This is a genomic window from Sorangium sp. So ce375 (assembly GCF_051473855.1).
In the GTDB taxonomy this organism is placed as follows: Bacteria; Myxococcota_A; Polyangia; order Polyangiales; family Polyangiaceae; genus Sorangium.
Window position 1 is genome coordinate 12,916,406 of sequence record NZ_CP150335.1, and the last position, 18,063, is coordinate 12,934,468.

14 protein-coding genes are annotated in these 18,063 nt (G+C 73.2%); 11 read left to right on the plus strand and 3 right to left on the minus strand.

Annotated features, from left to right (window positions below; all coding sequences use genetic code 11):
* Window positions 1-134: 134 nt before the first annotated feature.
* Complete coding sequence (locus WME90_RS48035; protein ID WP_437278837.1) at window positions 135-1,619, plus strand: serine/threonine-protein kinase; 1,485 nt, start codon at window positions 135-137, stop codon at window positions 1,617-1,619.
* Between the two features lie 42 nt (window positions 1,620-1,661).
* On the opposite strand, the gene WME90_RS48040 is transcribed toward WME90_RS48035, so the two are convergent.
* The gene (locus tag WME90_RS48040; RefSeq protein WP_437278838.1) at window positions 1,662-2,225 is read right to left on the minus strand and encodes a GNAT family N-acetyltransferase; all 564 of its coding nucleotides are present in this window, start codon (window positions 2,223-2,225) and stop codon (window positions 1,662-1,664) included.
* A gap of 112 nt (window positions 2,226-2,337) precedes the next feature.
* On the opposite strand from WME90_RS48040, the gene WME90_RS48045 reads away from it, so the two are divergent.
* From WME90_RS48045 to WME90_RS48055, 3 genes are all read left to right on the plus strand, one after another.
* Window positions 2,338-2,850, plus strand: coding sequence for a hypothetical protein (locus tag WME90_RS48045; RefSeq protein ID WP_437278839.1), 513 nt, complete (start codon window positions 2,338-2,340; stop codon window positions 2,848-2,850).
* A 610-nt stretch (window positions 2,851-3,460) separates the two neighbouring features.
* Window positions 3,461-4,927 carry a ferritin-like domain-containing protein gene (locus WME90_RS48050; protein WP_437278840.1) on the plus strand — a complete coding sequence of 489 codons (1,467 nt, stop codon included), beginning with the start codon at window positions 3,461-3,463 and terminating at the stop codon, window positions 4,925-4,927.
* A 168-nt stretch (window positions 4,928-5,095) separates the two neighbouring features.
* The gene (locus WME90_RS48055) at window positions 5,096-5,878 is read left to right on the plus strand and encodes a DUF4142 domain-containing protein (protein ID WP_437278841.1); all 783 of its coding nucleotides are present in this window, start codon (window positions 5,096-5,098) and stop codon (window positions 5,876-5,878) included.
* Window positions 5,879-5,957: 79 nt separating this feature from the next.
* Here the strand turns inward: WME90_RS48055 and WME90_RS48060 are convergent, their stop codons facing one another.
* A complete protein-coding gene (locus WME90_RS48060; protein ID WP_437278842.1) occupies window positions 5,958-7,400 on the minus strand; it encodes an aldehyde dehydrogenase family protein in 1,443 nt (480 codons plus the stop codon).
* Between the two features lie 81 nt (window positions 7,401-7,481).
* Between WME90_RS48060 and WME90_RS48065 the strand changes: the two genes are divergently transcribed.
* The 7 genes from WME90_RS48065 (at window position 7,482) to WME90_RS48095 (ending at window position 16,750) form a co-directional block, all read left to right on the plus strand.
* Window positions 7,482-8,903, plus strand: coding sequence for an aminotransferase class III-fold pyridoxal phosphate-dependent enzyme (locus WME90_RS48065; RefSeq protein WP_437278843.1), 1,422 nt, complete (start codon window positions 7,482-7,484; stop codon window positions 8,901-8,903).
* Complete coding sequence (locus WME90_RS48070) at window positions 8,900-9,886, plus strand: hypothetical protein (RefSeq protein ID WP_437278844.1); 987 nt, start codon at window positions 8,900-8,902, stop codon at window positions 9,884-9,886. The genes WME90_RS48065 and WME90_RS48070 overlap by 4 nt, the downstream gene beginning before the upstream one ends.
* A gap of 186 nt (window positions 9,887-10,072) precedes the next feature.
* Complete coding sequence (locus tag WME90_RS48075; RefSeq protein WP_437278845.1) at window positions 10,073-10,942, plus strand: formate dehydrogenase accessory sulfurtransferase FdhD; 870 nt, start codon at window positions 10,073-10,075, stop codon at window positions 10,940-10,942.
* Window positions 10,939-13,263, plus strand: a complete 2,325-nt coding sequence (locus WME90_RS48080) for an FdhF/YdeP family oxidoreductase (protein ID WP_437278846.1) — start codon at window positions 10,939-10,941, stop codon at window positions 13,261-13,263. The genes WME90_RS48075 and WME90_RS48080 overlap by 4 nt, the downstream gene beginning before the upstream one ends.
* 34 nt (window positions 13,264-13,297) lie before the next feature.
* Window positions 13,298-14,704, plus strand: coding sequence for an aminotransferase class III-fold pyridoxal phosphate-dependent enzyme (locus tag WME90_RS48085; RefSeq protein WP_437278847.1), 1,407 nt, complete (start codon window positions 13,298-13,300; stop codon window positions 14,702-14,704).
* Window positions 14,701-15,666: a histone deacetylase family protein gene (locus WME90_RS48090; RefSeq protein ID WP_437278848.1), complete on the plus strand. Its 966-nt coding sequence runs from the start codon at window positions 14,701-14,703 to the stop codon at window positions 15,664-15,666. The genes WME90_RS48085 and WME90_RS48090 overlap by 4 nt, the downstream gene beginning before the upstream one ends.
* Window positions 15,667-15,709: 43 nt before the next feature.
* Window positions 15,710-16,750 (plus strand): GAF domain-containing protein, encoded by a 1,041-nt coding sequence (locus WME90_RS48095; protein WP_437278849.1) that lies wholly within the window; start codon window positions 15,710-15,712, stop codon window positions 16,748-16,750.
* 20 nt (window positions 16,751-16,770) lie between these two features.
* Here WME90_RS48095 and WME90_RS48100 read toward each other — a convergent pair whose 3' ends face one another.
* Window positions 16,771-18,003, minus strand: coding sequence for a hypothetical protein (locus tag WME90_RS48100; RefSeq protein ID WP_437278850.1), 1,233 nt, complete (start codon window positions 18,001-18,003; stop codon window positions 16,771-16,773).
* Between the last annotated feature and the right edge of the window lie 60 nt (window positions 18,004-18,063).

Here is an 18,063-nt window from a genome sequence, read left to right on the forward strand (position 1 = left end):
GACCCCACACGAGCCTTTCCGGCGCGGTCGCGCTTGGCTATGGTGATCGTCTGGAGAGAGGGGCCGCGACCCGCGGCCGGGCTGCTCCTGGGGACCGCGGGCGCGGCTCCCCGAGCACAAGCTTCTGGTGAGCCATGCGGATCTCCGAGGACCCCGGTCCGGGGCAACGTCTCGGGCGATATGAGCTTCTGCGCCTCATCGGCGAGGGCGGGATGGCGCAGGTCTGGGCCGCGCGCATGGAGGGCTCCCGCGGCTTTCACAAGGTCGTCGCGCTGAAGACGCTCATCCCGGCGCTCGCGCGCGATCCGCAGTTCCAGCGCATGTTCCTCGACGAGGCGAACCTCGCCTCGAAGATCCACCACCGCAACGTGGTCGAGATCCTCGATCTCGGCGACACGGACGGCGTGCTCTTCCTCGTGATGGAGTGGATCGACGGGCAGACGATGCAGCGGCTGCTCCGGCCCGGGCTGCGTCCGATGCCGCTCTCCCCGGCGATCGCCGCGCGCATCGTGGCCGACGCGGCGCACGGGCTGCACGCGGCGCACGAGCTCCACGACGAGCGCGGGGAGCCGCTCGGCATCGTGCACCGCGACGTCTGCCCGCAGAACATCCTCATCGATCACGACGGCACGGTGAAGGTGGCCGATTTCGGGATCGTGAAGGCGTTCGAGCGCCTGGGCGACACGACGCAGACGGGCGAGATCAAGGGCAAGGGCGAGTACATGTCGCCCGAGCAGGCGCAGGGGCAGCCGGTCGATCGCCGCTCGGACATCTTCTCGCTCGGCGTGGTGCTGTTCGAGGCGGTGACGGGCGCGCTGCCGTTCCAGGTGCTGCACGATCTCGTGCTGCCGCAGACCGGGGTGCCGGAGCCGCCGCGGCCCACGCTGATCGCGCCGCACTGCCCGCGTGATCTGGAGGAGATCATCGTGAAGGCGCTCGCGCGCGATCCGCGGCAGCGCTTCCAGACGGCGGGCGAGATGGCGAGCGCGCTGGAGGATTTCCTTATGCGCAGGTCGGGCGTGCTGACGCCCGCGCACGTGGCGGAGCTGCTCCTTTCGCGCTGCGGGGAGAGCATGGAGGAGGAGCGGCAGCGGATCTCGGCCGCCATCGCCCCGCAGCAGCGCCCTGGGTGGCGGCCGAAGCCGGGCGCGACGCTCTCCGCGGGGCCGCCCTCCTCCGAGGGCCGGTCGCGGGGTGGGCGGCGCGGGCTCGGCGGGCTGATGCGCGCCGGCGGCGACGCCCTGCGCCCGGTGGCGTTGCCGTGGCTCGTGGCGTCGGTGTCCACGGGGGTCGCGGTGGCGTCGCTCATGTTCGTCGCGCTGAGCCGCCCGCGGGATCAGCGGTCGCTCATGGATCCGATCGCGGTGCAGATCGAGCCGAGCGCCGCGGTGGTGCGGCTGAACGGCGTGGTGCTCGGCGTGGGCAGCCAGGTCATCGCGCGGCCGATGCCGGGGGTGTCGCTCTCGGTGGACGTGCGATCGAGCGACGGCGTCTCGCAGACGGTGGAGATCACGTCGGAGTCCCCGGCGCGGATCCAGCTGAACCTGGAGCGCAAGGGCGAGGCCGGGCGCGGGACCGCGGCGCCGCCGGGCAGCCGTGGCGCGACGGCGCCGAGGTAGCGCCCGAGGGGAGCGCGCGCGGGCCGCTCGGGCGATCTCGGGTCACTTCGCGTCGGCGTCGGCGTCGCTTCGCAGGAGCCCGTAGATCGCGGTGTCGGTGTACCGCCCGTCGTAATACCAGTTCTCGCGGAGCAGCCCGTCCCGCACGAAGCCGAGCCGCTCCAGGACGCGCATGCTGGCGCGGTTCTCGGGATCGATGTGCGCTTCGATGCGGTGGAGGCCCATCACGTCGAAGCCGAAGGGGAGGATGGCGCGCAGCGCCTCGGTCATGATGCCCCGGTTCCAGAGCGCGGGCAGCAGCTCGTAGCCGATCTCCGCCCAGCGATGGGGCTTGTGCCAGTGCCAGAAGCCCGCGGTCCCGATGAGCTCTCCGCTCTCGTGCAGCGTGATGCCCCAGCGGATGGATGTGGCTTCGCGGATCCCGGCGAGGACGAGGGAGATGCGCTGCTCCGCGTCGGCCAGCGAGCTGTCGGGCGCGCGGCCGAAGTAGCGCGTCACCTCCGGGTCGGAGTGGATGCGGAGGATGGTCGCGGCGTCGGCGGGCTCGATCGCGCGGAGGCGGAGGCGCGGCGTCATCAGGACGGGGAACGGATCGAACGACACCATCGGGCGAGGGATGGGCGGAGGTACGGCGGGCGTCAAGCCTCAGGGGCGGGCGGCGCAGCGGGCTTGACGGCACGGCGACCTCGTCCGAGATCCGCGAAGGAGGACACGGCGCATGGCTCCGATCGAGGATCAGCAACCGGAGCAGCTCGCCGCCATCGACGAGGCGGCGAGCGCTGCCCGGGGCGGGCGCGGCGCGGGCTCTGGGGCTTCGGGGCATCGCGTGCGTTTTGCCCTCGGGATCTCCGAGCTGCCCGGCGAGCGCGCGGTGGTCGTGCTTCACGAGGACACGATCCTGCGCTGGCGGCCCACGCCGAAGCGCCCGGACGGCGTGCTCGCGCGGCTCGGCGATGTGTCCGCCGGCGCCGCGATCGCCGCCGAGCACGGGGGGATCTGGGACGAGGGGATCGTGCTCGGCCGCGTGGTGCGCCCGGCGCGCGCAGGCGGCTGGAAGGTCGACGGCGATGTGGAGCACTACCCGTCGATCGCCGAAGCCGAGCAGGCGCACGGCCCGCTCGAGGTGGGCGAGCCGCGGGAGGAGCCAGCGCGGACCGGCGCTCCGGCGATCGAGCTGGGTGAGCCGATCGGCCGCGACGCGCGTGGGATCGGGCGCAGACCGAGGAGGTAGGCGCGCGGGGGCGACGAGCGGCAACCGAGCAGCGAACGGGAGCGCGAGAGTCCGGATCAGAACACGGCAGCAGCCCTTGCAGGACGTGCCTTGGGCCTGCCCGCTTGACCTGGAGTATCCGCCGGCGTGGGGCTGTAGATCGTGCGGTTATCGATGATGAGCTCCTTGCCGCATGACGCCGTGTATGTTGCGATCGGTACAATCGCACAATCGGAGCTCAAGAAAGATCATGTCTCCTGTCGTCGTCGACGATGACAATCTTCTTCTTGTCCGTCGATCTCGGACCCGCGTCATCGCGCTATGGGCACTTGTCCAGGTTGTGCGCTGCTGATGGCGCGCTCTACTCGCAGCTGGCAAACCTTGGACGCTATCACGCCGGGTATTCCCGCAGGCGAGTCGACAAAGAACACTTGCTATTCACGCCTCACCACCCCGGCGAGCTCGCCAGCGCCGCACTCCGCCTTCTCCCGGATCGCGCGTGAGCTCCTGCTCCACGCGCTCCGCCCGCGCTGCCTCGACGCCGGCGCGCGGCGCCCCGCGAGCCCGCCGGTCGGGGCGCGCTCGCCCCTCTGCTACCCTCCCGGCAATGGAACGCCATCGCTCGCTCCGCATGACCCTCCTCCTCGCCGCTGGCGCCGCCGGCTGCTCCAACGCGAAGAGCCCCGACATCGCGGTCGTCACGCTCGGCGAGCCGCAGGCCACGCCCCGCGACGCGGGCGTCCCGGACGAGCAGGGCTCGCCCACGCCCCGGCCGCCGCGCGGCGTGGGCTGGGTGACGGAGCGGGACGGCACCGTGCACCGCGCCACGCGCGTCCGGTGCGACGCGACCATCGACCAGCGCGCGTGCAGCGGCACGGAGCGATCGTTTCAGTGCAGGACGGACGCCGACTGCCATGAGGGGCCCCGCGGAAAGTGCGTGAGCTCGTTTGGACAGATAGGCGCGTATTGCGGCTGCGAATACGCCTGCGAGAGCGACGCCGAGTGTGGCGCTTCCGAGGTGTGCGTGTGCAAGGGGACAGGCGCCCTCCGCGAGCAGCACTCCGTCTGCGCAAAGGCCCTCTGCTCGGTCGACGCCGATTGCCCCGGCAGCGTCTGCGGCCTGTCGGCGTACTTCAACGGCTGCTGGGAGCAGGTCACGCTCGCCTGCCGCACCAAGGAGGATACCTGTCGAAGCGACGCGGACTGCCGAGCTGACGAGAACCGCGGCGCCGCCTGCGTCGTCCCCGACATCGAGGGAGAGAGCGTGCGCTGGGAGTGCGCGGGGATCTCCTGCGCCATCGGCCGCCCCCTCGTCGTCGACGGCCAGCCGCGGGCCGCGCAGGGCGCCGCGCGCGACGACTGGCGCGCTCCCGCCGAGATCGACGTCGCGTCCCTCTCGCCCGAGGTGCGCGAGCTCGCCGCGGCGCACTACGCCGCCGTGGCCGCGCTCGAGCACGCGTCCATCGCGAGCTTTGCCCGCTTCTCCCTCCAGCTCCTCGCGCTGGGCGCGCCGGCCGCCCTCGTCGGCGAGGCGCACCGCGCCGCGCTCGACGAGATGGAGCACGCGCGCCTCGCCTACGGCATCGCCTCGCGCCTCGCCGGCCGGGCGATCGGCCCCGGATCGCTGCTCGAGGCGGCCACGGCGCCGCTCGGCGCCGGCGTCGCGGAGGTGGTGGAGGCGCTCGTCGAGGAGGGCTGCGTGGGCGAGGCGCTGGGCGCGGCGGAGGGCCGTGAGCTCTCGCAGATCGCAGAGGACCCGGCGCTCGCGGCCACGCTCGCGCGCATCGCCGCCGACGAGGAGCGGCACGCGGCGCTCTCGTGGAAGGCGCTCTCGTGGATGCTGGCGACCCATGGCGAGCCGGCGCGCTCCGCGGCGGAGCGGGCGTTCTCCCGCGCCGCCGCCCGCTACGCGGTCGATCCGGCGCCCGGGCCCGCCGTGCACGAGGCGCTCGGCCTGCTCCCTGCGCGCGCGCTCGGGGCGTTGCGCCGCGAGGTGCTCGCCGAGGTCATCGCGCCGTGCCGCGCGGCCTTACCGTGGCTGTCGCGCCACGCCGCCTCGGATCAACCGTCGAGTCCGCCACAAGGCGCTTCGTCCTGATAAGAATCAGAAGCGGACTGATGAGGCAGATTCGCTCACTTCCGTAGCAACTTGCCACAGCATGGCGGGGCGCGAACGCGTGAATCTGGAGAAAAGCGTGCTCGTGGCAGGTGCACCAGATCTTGCACAGGGGCCGGCACTCCAATCCACGTGAGGAGGTCTTTGCCCATGATCGCATCGCGCAACGCTCTCGTCCTGACGATCGGCCTCGCTGTCGGCGTCGGCTGCTCCAACCCACCCCCGGCGAGCAGCCCGAGCCCGAACGAAGCAGCACCTCCGCCGGCCCCGACCATGGCCCCGGCGCCGCCGCCGGAGGCGGCGCCCGCGCCGCCTCCGGCTGAGCCCAGCACCGATCCGCAGGCGGGGGCGACGCAGCCGGGGACGACCACGGCGCCGAGCGCCCAGGTCGAGGCCCCCCTGACCGACGAGCAGATCCTCGCGGTGCTCGACGCCTCCAACAAGAAGGAGATCGACGAGGCCCAGCTCGCGCAGACGAAGGCCAAGAACAAGGACGTGAAGGCCTATGCCAAGGTCATCGCCCAGCACCACACCGAGGCCAAGGCGAAGCAGGCCAAGCTGGCCAAGAAGCTCGGTATCACGGCTGCGGACTCGGACAAGAGCAAGCAGCTCACCGACGAGACGCAGCAGGCGGTAGAGCAGCTGAAGGCGCTGCAAGGGGCCGATTTCGATCAGCAGTTCGTGTCCACCATGATCAAGGATCACCAGTCGACGCTCGACTTCCTCGACAGGAAGGCCCTGCCGAACGCGAAGAACGCCGACCTGAAGGCGATGGTCGAGAAGGACCTCCGGCCGAGGATCGAGAAGCACCTGAAGGACGCGGAGGCGCTCTCGCAGAAGCTCGGTCCTGCGGGCGCCGGCGCGACAGGGGCCCAGGGCGACGCGCAGCATCCGGCCCCTGGCACGAAGGAGGCCGCGCCCCCGCCGAAGTAATCGGCCGCAGTCGAGGACCGAAGAGGGAGACGCTCGGGAACGCGTCGTTACACCCAGTCGATGCGTCCCCGAGCGGGGCTCACCCGAGAGAGACCCAGACGGACTTCAGCTGCGTCAGCTCGTCCAGCACCGCGCGGCCGTTCTCGCGCCCGAAGCCGGACTGCTTGTATCCGCCATACGGGCTCGCCGCGTCGAAGCGGTTGTACGTGTTGATCCAGACCGTGCCCGCCGAGAGGCGCGCGGCCAGCGCGTGCGCCTTGCCGACGTCGCGCGTCCAGATGCCCGCCGCGAGGCCGAACTCGGTCGCGTTCGCGACGCGGGCGGCCTCCTCCACGTCGTCGAAGGGGAGGACCGCCAGCACGGGGCCGAAGATCTCCTCGCGGGCGATGCTCATCGACGAGGAGACCGCCGAGAACACCGTGGGCTCCACGAAGAACCCCGGGCCCTCGCGGCGCCCGCCGGTCTCGCGGCGCGCCCCCTCGGCCGCGCCGCGGTCGATGTAGCCGAGCACCTTCGTGAAGTGCGCCTCCGAGACAAGAGGGCCCATCTGCGTCGACGGATCGAGCGGATCGCCAGGGACCAGCCGGCGCGCGCCGCTCGTGACCACCTCGAGCACGCGGTCGTGCACCGCCCGCTCCACGAGGAGCCGGCTCCCCGCCGTGCAGAGCTCTCCCTGGTTGTAGAAGATGGCCGTCACCGCCGCCTTCGCGGCGCTCTCCACGTCCGCGTCCGCGAAGACGATGTTGGGGCTCTTGCCGCCCAGCTCGAGCGACAGCTTCTTCAGCGTGCCCGCCGCCGCGCGCATGATCGTCCTGCCCGTGTCCGTGCCGCCCGTGAACGAGATCTTCGCGACGCCCGGGTGCTCGACGAGCGCCGCCCCCGCCTCCTCGCCGTGCCCGGTGACCACGTTGACGACCCCCGGCGGCACCCCCGCCTCCGCGAGGATGCGGGCCAGCTCCAGCGTCGTGAGGCTCGCCTCCTCCGGCGGCTTGACGACCACCACGTTGCCCACCGCGAGCGCGGGCGCCACCTTCCGCGCCGCGAGCAACAGCGGGAAGTTCCAGGGGATGATCGCGCCGATGACGCCGAGCGGCTCGCGCACGGTGTAGTTCAGGAACGGACCCCGGACCGGGATCGTCTCGCCGCCGAGCTTCGTCGCCCACCCGGAGAAGTAGAAGAACGTGTCCGCCGTGCGCGGCACGTCGATCGTCCGCGCGGCCGTGATCGGCTTGCCCGTGTCGAGCGCCTCGAGGCGCGCCAGCTCCTCGCACCGCGCGAGGATCAGCTCCCCCGCCTTCCACAGGATGCGCGCGCGATCGTTCGGATCCATCGCCGCCCAGCGCGGAAACGCGGCGCGCGCGGACGCCACGGCGGCGTCCACGTCCTCGCGGCGGCCGCGGGCGAGCCGCGCGAGCGCACCGCCCGTCGCGGGGTTCGCGGTCTCGAACGTCTCGCCGGAGAGCGCCTCCCTCTCGGCGTTGTCGATCCAAAGCCTCTTCACCGTCTCGCGCGTGTCACCCATGCCCCCGTCGTAAACCCGCGCCCCCGGGCCCGGCAAGCGGCGATGACACGCGCCCCGGCGTGCGGGATACTCGAGCGGCCTATGGATTTCTCCGATCGCCCCACGCTCCCGTCCGTCCCTCCGCGAAGAGTCGTCACCGAGCTGCCCGGGCCGAAGGCGCGCGCCTGGATGGCGCGCGGCGGCTTCGACATGCAGTCGAGGTACCGCGCGGTCGTGATGGACGACGTGGCGAGCCGCGGGTGCTCGCTCGTCGACGTGGACGGCAACGTGTTCCTGGACCTGTTCGCGAACTTCGCGCTCGGGGCGCTCGGCTACAACCACCCCGCGCTCGTCGAGGTGGCGCACCGCGAGGCCTTCATCCGCGCCGTCGCGAACCCGACGTCGACGCCGTTCGTGACGACGCCGGCCTGGTTCGAGTTCGTGGAGGCGCTCGAGCAGCGGTTCGCGCCGCGCGGCATGGCGCGCGTGTTCTGCGTCGACGCGGGGGGCGAGGGCGTCGAGTCCGCGATCAAGGCGGCGTTCATCCGGCACGGCGAGCGCCGGCGCGAGGCCTCCGGGCTGCCGAAGAACCCGCTGGAGCTGCCGGAGCAGCAGCAGCGGCTCATCCTCGACAACGCGGGCACCGACGCGGTGGTCGTGGCGTTCGCCGGCGCGTTCCACGGCAGGGGCCTCGGGCCGATGTCCGCCACGCACTCCAAGGTGATCCACAAGGCCGATCTGCCCGCGTTCCCCTGGCCCACGGCGCCCTTCCCCGCGAGCCGCTTCCCGCTGGCGCGCTTCGCCGACGAGAACGACCGCGCCGAGGCGGAGGCCCTCGCCGCGCTCGAGCGGATCCTCGACGCGCACGACGGCCGGGTGGCCGCCGTGATCGTCGAGCCCGTGCAGTCCGAGGGGGGCGACCGGCACGCGAGCCCGGCCTTCTTCCGCCGCGTGCAGGAGCTCGCCGGGAAGGCGGGCGCCGCGCTCATCCTGGACGAGGTGCAGACCGGCATGGGGATCACCGGCACGCTCTGGGCGCACGAGCAGCTCGATCTGCCGCGCCCGCCCGATCTCATGTGCTTCGGGAAGAAGATGCAGATGGGCGGGTTCTTCGCGACGTCGGCGTACGACGTCGCGCAGTTCGGGCGCATGTACCAGACGCGCAACGGCGACCGCGCGCGGGCCGCGATCGCGCTGGCGACGCTCCGCGCGATCGAGTCCGAGGACCTGCTCGGCAACGTGCGCGCGGCGGGACGCCACTTCCTCTCGCGGCTCGAGGAGCTCTGCGAGCGCTACCCCGCGCTCGCGAGCGAGCCGCGCGGCCGCGGCTTCCTGCTCGCGTTCGACCTGCCGACGACCGCGGCGCGCGACGACTTCCTCTCGCGCGCGCTGCGCCGCGGGGTGTTCGCGAGCTACACGGGGACGCGCTCGGTGCGGCTGCGGCCGCACCTCATCACGACGGCCTCGGACGTCGACGAGGCGGTGTCGGTCTTCGACGCGGTGCTGCGCGAGATGGCCGGATGATCGTCGATCCGCGCGACATCTGCCCGGGGGAGGGGCCGGAGAAGGTCGCGCGGGCGCTCGCGCAGTTCTCCGTGGACGAGGCGCAGGACATCGCTGCGTTCGACGAGGGCTACCGGGCGCTCGACGCGGTCTTCGGGCCGAAGGGGGAGCTCGAGCGTCGCGAGGTGCTCGCGGCGTGGTTCGCCGGGGAGCTCACGGATCCGGCGGCGCCGATCACGGCGACGTACCACATGCTGCTCGCGCGTGACGCCGGAGGGCGCCTCGCCGGCGTGCGCGACTGCTACGTCACGCTGGATCGCGCGGCGCGGCGCTGCGTGGCGCTCCTGTCGCATGCGCTCGTCCTGCCGGACTTCCGCCGCACCGGGCTCGCCGCCCTGCTGCGCGCGGCGCCCGTGGCGCTCGCGCGCGGCGCGATCCGCGACGCAGGGCTCGCGGGGGCCGAGGCCGGCGGCGACGGCGCGGAGGTGATGCTCGCCGCCGAGATGGAGGCCGTCGATCCGGACGACCGCGACACGGTGGTGCGGCTCATCGCCTACGGCCGCGCGGGGTTCGCGATCGTCCCGCCGACGGTGCTCCCGTACGCGCAGCCCGACTTCCGCGACACCGCCGCGCTGGGCGCCGCGCCGGTGCCGCTGCCGCTGCTCGCGGTGGTGCGCCAGGTCGGCGAGGAGGAGCGCGGCGAGATCCCGCGCGCCCGGGCCGAGTCGTTCCTGCGCCATTACCAGGCCGTCCACGTCCGCGAGGTCGACCCAAACGCGCTCGTGCCGATCCGCGAGAACGCGCTCGAGCGCCTCGCGCGGTTCCCGGGCGAGCGCGTGCCGCTGGTCCGGATCCCGCGGGGGCCGGCGGAGATCGCGGGGCTCGCGCCGGTGCTGCGGAGCGCGGTGATGCCGCTGTTCCCGCCGGCGTGGCGCGGCAAGGCGCCGCTCGACGCGCCGGAGCGGGAGCTCGAGAGGCTCGTCGCGGCGTGGTCCTCGGGGTAGCCGGGGTCACGCGTCCCAGGCGCTCCGCGCCCCGTCGCAGGCGCCGGCCGTCCGGCGGAGAGCGCTGCGAGGGCTCCGCCCGGGGTGCGTCGGGGCGCGGCCGGCGGCGGCCAGGCGGGCGGCTCCACGCGAATCCTGCTCGGCGGGTCGCCGCGGGCTAGGATTGAGAGCGCCGGACACGCCGCTATGCCGTCAAGCACCACCCCCGTTTCGATCCGCAGGATCACGGACGAGAGCGCCTCGGACGCCGAAGATCTGCTCGCCGTCGAGGAGCCGCTCGAGATCGTCGTCGTCGGGCGCGCCCGCGGCGCGGCGGGGCGCGAAGGGCGCCGCCTCGGCATCACGATGCGCACGCCCGGCAACGACCGCGAGCTCGCGGTCGGCCTCCTGTTCGCCGAGGGGGTCATCTCCCGCGCGGCCGACGTTGTCGCCGTCGACGAGGCCCTCGGCCCCTCGGGCGACCTCGTGCGCGTCACGCTCGGCGAGGACGTGATCGTCGATCTCGGCCGGACCGAGCGCGCCCTCGCGGTCGCGAGCGCGAGCTGCGGTGTCTGCGGCAAGGCGTCGATCGACGTCGCGTCGCTCGCGCCGCCCTCGCCGCTCGCGCGCGGCGTCCCCCGGATCGCGCCGAGCGTCGTGCACGGCCTCGCCGCGCGGCTCCGCGGCGCGCAGGCGGTGTTCGGGCGGACCGGGGGGCTGCACGCGGCGGCCCTCTTCGACGCGAGCGGCGCGCTCGCCGACCTGCGCGAGGACGTCGGGCGCCACAACGCCGTCGACAAGCTGATCGGCGCGGCGCTGCTCGCTGGGCGGCTGCCCGACCCGGGCGCGGTGCTCATGGTCAGCGGGCGCGCCGGGTTCGAGCTCGTGCAGAAGGCGCTGCGGGCCTCGATCCCGGTGATGATCGCGGTGGGCGCGCCGTCCAGCCTGGCCGCCGAGCTCGCGGCGGCCCACGGGATGACGCTCGTCGGCTTCGCCCGCGATGGGCGGTTCAACGTGTACGCCGGCCAGGAGCGCGTCGAGGTCCCGGTTGCGCTCCCGGCGGAGGCCGCGTCGTGACGGCCCGCGACGCGCCGCGCGACGTGCAGGCCGAGCCGCCGCTCGAGCTCGAGGCGCCCCGGATCGGCGAGCGCAGCGCGGCGGCCGGCGGGCTCCCGGCGGTCGGCGCGACGCTCCGGCACGCCGTCGGCGAGATGGGCGTCGCGCGCGCCGTGCGCACGCTCCTCCGCGTGAACCAGGGCGAGGGCTTCGACTGCCCCGGCTGCGCGTGGCCCGAGCCCGAGGAGAAGCGCTCTGTCGCCGAGTTCTGTGAGAACGGCGCGAAGGCCGTCGCCGAGGAGGCGACGCTCCGCCGCGTCACGCCGGAGTTCTTCCGGGAGCACAGCGTCGAGGCGCTCTCGCGGCAATCGGACCACTGGCTCGGCAAGCAGGGGCGGCTCGTCCACCCGATGCTGCTCGACGAGGGCGCGTCGCACTACCGCCCGGTGTCGTGGGACGAGGCGCTCGACGTCGTCGCCTCGTCGATCCGCGCGCTCGGCTCGCCGGACGAGGCCGTCTTCTACACGTCGGGGCGCACCAGCAACGAGGCGGCGTTCCTCTACCAGCTCTTCGTGCGCGAGCTCGGGACGAACAACCTGCCCGACTGCTCGAACATGTGCCACGAGTCGAGCGGCGTCGGCCTGCGCGAGGCCATCGGCGTGGGCAAGGGGACGGTATCCCTCCACGATTTCGAGCTCGCGGACGCGATCTTCGTCGTCGGGCAGAACCCGGGGACGAACCACCCGCGCATGCTCTCGGCGCTGCGCGAGGCGCGGCTGCGCGGGTGCGAGATCGTGACGGTGAACCCGCTCCCCGAGGCGGGCAACGAGCGCTTCCAGCACCCGCAGCACCCGCTCGATCTCGTCGGCTCGGGGGTGCCGCTCTCGACGCTCTTCCTCCAGGTGCGCATCAACGGCGACGTCGCGCTCTTCACCGGGATCATCAAGGAGATGCTCGAGGAGGAGGAGCGGAGGCCTGGCGCCGTGCTCGATCGCGCGTTCATCGCGGCCCATACGCACGGCTTCGAGGCGTTCGAGGCCGCCGTGCGCGGCGCGCCCTGGGGCGACATCGTCGCGCAGAGCGGGATCCCGCGCGAGCGGATCCGGGCGGCGGCCGAGATCGCGATGCGGTCCGAGCGCACGATCGCGTGCTGGGCCATGGGCCTCACGCAGCACCAGAACGGCGTGGCCAACGTGCAGCAGGTGATGAGCTTCCTCCTGCTCCGCGGAAACATCGGGCGGCCCGGCGCGGGGGCGTGCCCGGTGCGCGGCCACAGCAACGTGCAGGGCGACAGGACGATGGGCATCTGGGAGCGCCCGCCCGCGGAGCTCCTCGATCGGATCGAGCGGAACTTCGGCTTCTCCCCACCGCGCCGCCACGGGCTCGACACCGTCGCGGCGATCGCGGCGATGGCCGAGGGGAGCGCCCGCGTCTTCTTCGCGCTGGGCGGCAACTTCCTCTCGGCCACGCCGGACACGGCCCATACCGCCCGCGCGCTCGCCCGGTGCGACCTCACCGCGCACGTGTCGACAAAGCTGAACCGCGCGCACCTCGTGACGGGCCGGCGCGCGCTCATCCTGCCCTGCCTCGGCCGCACCGAGCGCGACGTGCAGGCGGGCGGGCCGCAGTTCGTGACCGTCGAGAACTCGATGGGCGTCGTCTCGAGCTCGCGCGGCAGCCTCCCGCCGGCCTCGGAGGTGCTGCGGAGCGAGGTGGCGATCGTGGCGGGCCTCGCGCGCGCGACGCTGGGCGCCCGCTCGCGCGTGCCGTGGGAGGAGCTCACCGCGGACTACGACAAGATCCGCGATCTCATCGAGCGCACGATCGACGGGTTCGACGACTTCAACGCGCGCGTCAGGGACCCGCGCGGCTTCGCCCTGCCGAACGCAGCGGCGCGGCGCGAGTTCCGCACGGCGACGGGCAAGGCGAACTTCGTGATCCACCCGCTCCCCCGGCACGATCTCGAGCCGGGCGAGCTCCTGATGATGACGATCCGCAGCCACGACCAGTACAACACGACCATCTACGGGCTCGACGACCGCTACCGCGGCGTCCGGGGCGGGCGCCGCGTCGTGTTCATGAACGCCGAGGACGCGGCCGAGCGCGGGCTCGCCCAGGGGGACCTCGTCGACGTCACGAGCCGCTTCTCCGACGGGCAGCGCGTCGCGCGCGCGTTCCGCGTCGTGCTGTACACGATCCCCCGCGGCAACGTCGCGGCCTACTTCCCCGAGGCCAACGTGCTCGTGCCGCTCGGCAGCTTCGCCGAGAAGAGCAACACGCCCGCGTCGAAATCGATCGTGGTGCGCGTCCGGCCGGCCGTCGCGACCGACGGATCTGCGTGACGCTCCCCCGCCCCCGTTGCATTGGAGTCCGACCATGAACGCCCCGACCCACATCTCTCCGCCCATCCCCGGCGAGCCCGAGCGCGCCTCGATGCGCACCGCCATCCCGGGGCCTGCCTCCGAGGCGCTCCGCGCCCGCCACCATCGCTACCAGGACGCGCGGCCGATCCACTTCTATCAGGACGCGCGCAAGAGCCTCGGCAACTACATGGTCGACGTGGACGGCAACGTGCTGCTCGACGTCTACGGGCACATCGCGGCCGTGCCCATCGGTTACAACCATCCGGACCTGCTCGCCGCGTGGCGCGACGGGCGCTTCGACTGGTGCGCCGGCTACCGCTCCGCGCTCGGCGTCGCGCCCGCGCCCGAGTGGGTCGACCTCGTCGAGAAGACGCTGATGCGCGTCGCGCCGAAGGGGCACACGCGCGTCTTCACGTTCACGACCGGCGCGGAGGCGGTGGAGAACGCGCTCAAGGCCGCGTTCATCCGGCTCGCCCGGCGGCGGCGCGGCGGCGCGCAGCCGAGCGACGGCGACCTCGCCGCCGCCATGCTCAACCGCCAGCCCGGCGTGAACGCCTTCAAGGTGCTCTCCTTCGAGGGCGGCTTCCACGGCCGCAGCATGGGCGCCCTCTCGGCGACGCGGAGCAAGCCGATCCACAAGCTCGACATCCCGGCGTTCGACTGGCCCGTCGCGCCGTTCCCCGCGAGCCATTTCCCCCTCGCGGCGCACGCCGAGCAGAACCGCGCCGCCGAGGCGCGCTCGCTCGAGGCGGTCGAGGCGGCGCTCGACGCCCACCCGGACGAGGTCGCCGCGGTCATCGTCGAGCCCATCCAGGGCGAGGGCGGCGACCGCCACGCGAGCCCGGCCTTCTTCCAGGCGCTCCGCCGCGTCACCGCGGAGCGCGGCGTCGCGCTCATCATCGACGAGGTGCAGACCTGCGGCGGCGGGACGGGCGCGCTCTGGGCGCACGAGGCGTGGGACCTGCCCGAGCCGCCGGACATGGTCACGTTCTCCAAGAAGATGCAGCTCGGCGGCTTCTACTGCCGCGAGGAGCTCGCGCCGATCGAGCCGCTGCGCGTCTTCAACACCTGGCTCGGCGACCCGCTCCGCGGCGCGCAGCTCGAGGTGATCCTCGAGGTCATCGAGCGCGATCGGCTCCTCGAGAACACGCGGGCGACCGGCGAGCGCCTGGTCGCCGGCCTCGAGGACCTCTGCCGGCGCTACCCGGGGGTGCTCTCGGGCGCCCGCGGCAGCGGCACCTTCGCCGCGGTCGACTTCCCCCACGCGGCCCGCCGCGACGCGGCGCTCACCGCGCTCCGCAACCGCGGCCTCGAGGTGGGCGGCTCGGGCGAGCGGACGCTCCGCTTCCGGCCGGCGCTGATCTTCGCCGCGCGCCACGTCGGCGAGGCGCTCGACCACCTCGAGTCGGTCTGCAAGTGACCTCCGCCGCCGCCCCGCTCCCGATCCGGGTGTTCCACTCCCCGCGCTATTTCGCGGACATCGGCGAGCACGTCATGCCGATGCGCAAGTTCGCCCTCGTGCGCGAGGCGATCGAGCGGAGCGGCGTGCCCGCGCGCATCGAGGAGCCCGAGCCGGTCGGCGACGAGGATCTCCTGCGCGTCCATGCGCCCGGGTACCTCCAGGCGATCGCGACCGGCGAGCCCCGGGCGCTGGCCGAGTCGCAGAAGTTCCCTTGGTCGCCCGCGCTCGCCGGGGCGGTGCGCTTCACGAACGGCGGCTGCGTCGCCGCCGCCATCGCGGCCCTCGAGGACGGCATCGCGGGCAACCTCGCGAGCGGCTTCCACCACGCGCACGAGGGCCACGGCGAGGGCTTCTGCACCTTCAACGGCCTCGTCGTCGCGCTGGAGCGCGCGCGCGCCGAGGGGCGCATCCGCCGCGGCCTGGTGGTCGACATGGACCTCCACTACGGCAACGGCACCGCCTCGCTGCTCGCGTCGCGCCCCTGGGCGTTCCAGCTCTCCATCTACGGCAGCTGGTACAAGCAGAACAGGGCGTACCGGGACGTCGAGGGCGAGCGCGCCACGGACACGGAGAACAGCTGGTCCGTCCCGGTCCCGGGCGGGAGCGGCGGCGCCGCCTACCTCGAGATCCTGGAGCGGCACCTCGGCCCCGCGCTCGACCGCGCCGCGCCCGACCTGATCCTGTACCAGGCCGGCGCGGACCCCTACCGCGAGGATCCGTACTCGCCGCTCGACCTGACGCACGACGACCTCTACGCGCGCGACGAGATCGTGTTCCGGGCCGCGCTCGAGCGGGGCATCCCGATCGCCTGGGTCCTCGCGGGCGGCTACACGCCCGACGTGAGCCGGGTGGTCGAGGTCCACCTCCGCACCTTCCTCGCGGCGGTGCGGGCGAGGGGAGCCGCGGCGCGCCCGGGGTGACCTCGGCCGACCTGCGGCTCGCCGGGCAGGGTACCATCGCGCGATGGCCGATCTGAACGACCCCGTCCGCCTGGCCGAGCTGCGCGGCGCCGTGCTGCGCGCCGACGCGGACGCCATCCTCGACGCCTGCGTGGCGCGGGCCGCCAAGCTCGCCAGGTCGCCGATCGCCCTTGTCAGCCTGCTCGTGCGCCACGTCCAGCTCCTGCGCGCGCACCACGGGCTCCCCCTGGAGCTCGCCGTGAGCTGCGCGACCTCGCGGAGCAACTCCTTCTGCCAGCTCGTCGTGCTCGACGAGGCGCCGCTCATCGTCGACGACGCGCTGCGCGACGAGCGCGTGCCGAAGGAGCTCGTCGAGAGCTACGGCATCCGCGCGTACGCGGGGGTGCCGGTGCGCGCGCACGGGCACGTGCTCGGCGCGCTCTGCGTGCTCGACGTCGTGCCGCGCCGCTTCGACCCGCGCATCGTCGGCGCCCTCGAGCAGCTCGCCCTCGACGTCTCCGGCCGGCTCTCCGCGCTCGCCCCGGGCGACGCCCCGCTGGCCAGCGCCGACGTCCAGGAGCGCCTCGTCCGCGTCGAGCAGGCCACGCGTGTCCTGGAGCGCGCGCTCCTCGCCCTCTCGCCCGTCATCGCCGCGGCGCAGGGCGCGGCGGCGCCGGCGGTCGCCGCGTCGCGCGCCGCCGACCCGGCGCGCGCGGCGCACGTCACGCCGGCCAGCCTGCGCGCGGCCGTCGCGTGCTGGCGCGACATGGGCCCCGTCGCCGACGAGCTCTGCGAGGAGGCCTCGGCCATCGCGAGCGCCGCCCAGGACGGCGGGGCGTCCGAGCTCGCCGCGGAGGCCCGTGCGCTCGCGTGGAGCCTCGCCGAGATCGGCCCGCTCGTCCGGCTCGCCGAGGGCGTGCTCGACGGGACGCTGGGAGAAGCCGCCGCGGCCAAGGGGCGGGCGCTCGTGCTGCGCGGAGCGCTCGACGCCCACGAGGCCGCCTCCGCGGCGGTGCGAAAGCTCCGGGCCGGCGCCCTGAGCGCGCGGGCCGCGACGGCCGGCCCGGGGAGCGGCGGCGCCTCCGGTCCGCCCGGGACGCCGTGATCAGCTCGGCCGCGCGGTGATCACCGCGGCGGCAGGGTCGACGGCGGCGCCGGCACCTCTCGGGTGATCTCGCCCGCGTCCGGTCCGTCCGGAGGCGGCTCCGAGCCTGGAGAGAGCGGCGTGCCCTCCCAGGTCGCGGTCTTGTCCCGGCTCCCGTAGACGAACGGCGGGCGGGTCTCCAGCTCCCGCGCGATGCGGGCGAGCTCCTCGTCGAGGTGGCGCGGGTTCGCGAGCAGCCTCTCCCGGATGCCGCTGTTCAGGTAGCCGCGGATGTCGGGGCTGTCCGGGTAGTACTTGTTGAACACGTTGTACCGGAAGAGCGGCTTCAACCTGTGCAGGTCCCTCGCCCCGGTCGGGAGCGGCAGCAGCTCGACGAAGGTCTTCCGCTTCGCCCGCTCCTCCAGCCGGTCGAGGACGAGCTGGAGGCTGTTCTCGAGCAGGTGCGGCGCGCAGTGATCCGCGAAATCGTCGTACAGGAGCCGCATGAGCGCCCTCGCCTCGTCGATCGGCAGCTGCGCCTGCCGCTCGCGGCCCATGCGCCGGACGAGCACCATGAAGGGAGACGGCTGGTTGCCGGTCACGCGGATCTCCTCGAGATCGCGGAAATCGGGCTGGCGGTAGGGGAAGTGGCGCGGGTTGATCGCGTCGAACCCGCCGCGGCCGTAGAACAGGATGCGCTGCCACGACAGGCGCTCTTCCGGCGTGAAGTACTCGACCTCGGCCGCGAGATCGACGTTCATCCCGAAGTACTTTCCCGGGGCCGAGGGCGCGGGGAGCGTGATCTTCCCCATCGCGTGGAGGTCGGTGAGGTACTGCATGGCGAGCTCGACCGGCGCGATCCGCAGCCAGTACGACAGCACCGTCCCGCGCGCCTCGGGGATCATGAAGATGTGGGCGAGGTAGATGACGCAGAGGTCCGGCGCGTACGCTGGATTGATCAGCACGGTGCCGTCGCGGACGCCGCGCACCCTTCCGTCCGAGTCTCGCGCGACGAGCAGGAAATAGCGCATGTATGTGCCCGACGGCTCGGGCGTGAACGGGTCGTCCCGGAGGAACGCCTCGATCGCCTCCTTGCGCTCCATCTCTCCATGAGGACCGAAGCAGTCCCAGAGGATCTGATACGCCGCGTCGAAGTCCGGGTCGGAAGGATCCTCGATGGACCAGATCTGGTATTTGCGGGTTTCGCGCTCGATCATCTCCACCACGTCCTGGTGGAAGAGATCCTTCATGCAGAGCCGGACACGTCGCTTCAAGCAGGGCTCCCGGGGTTCATGGTGCCAGACGGCGCTCTCATCTGATAGGTAATCATCGTG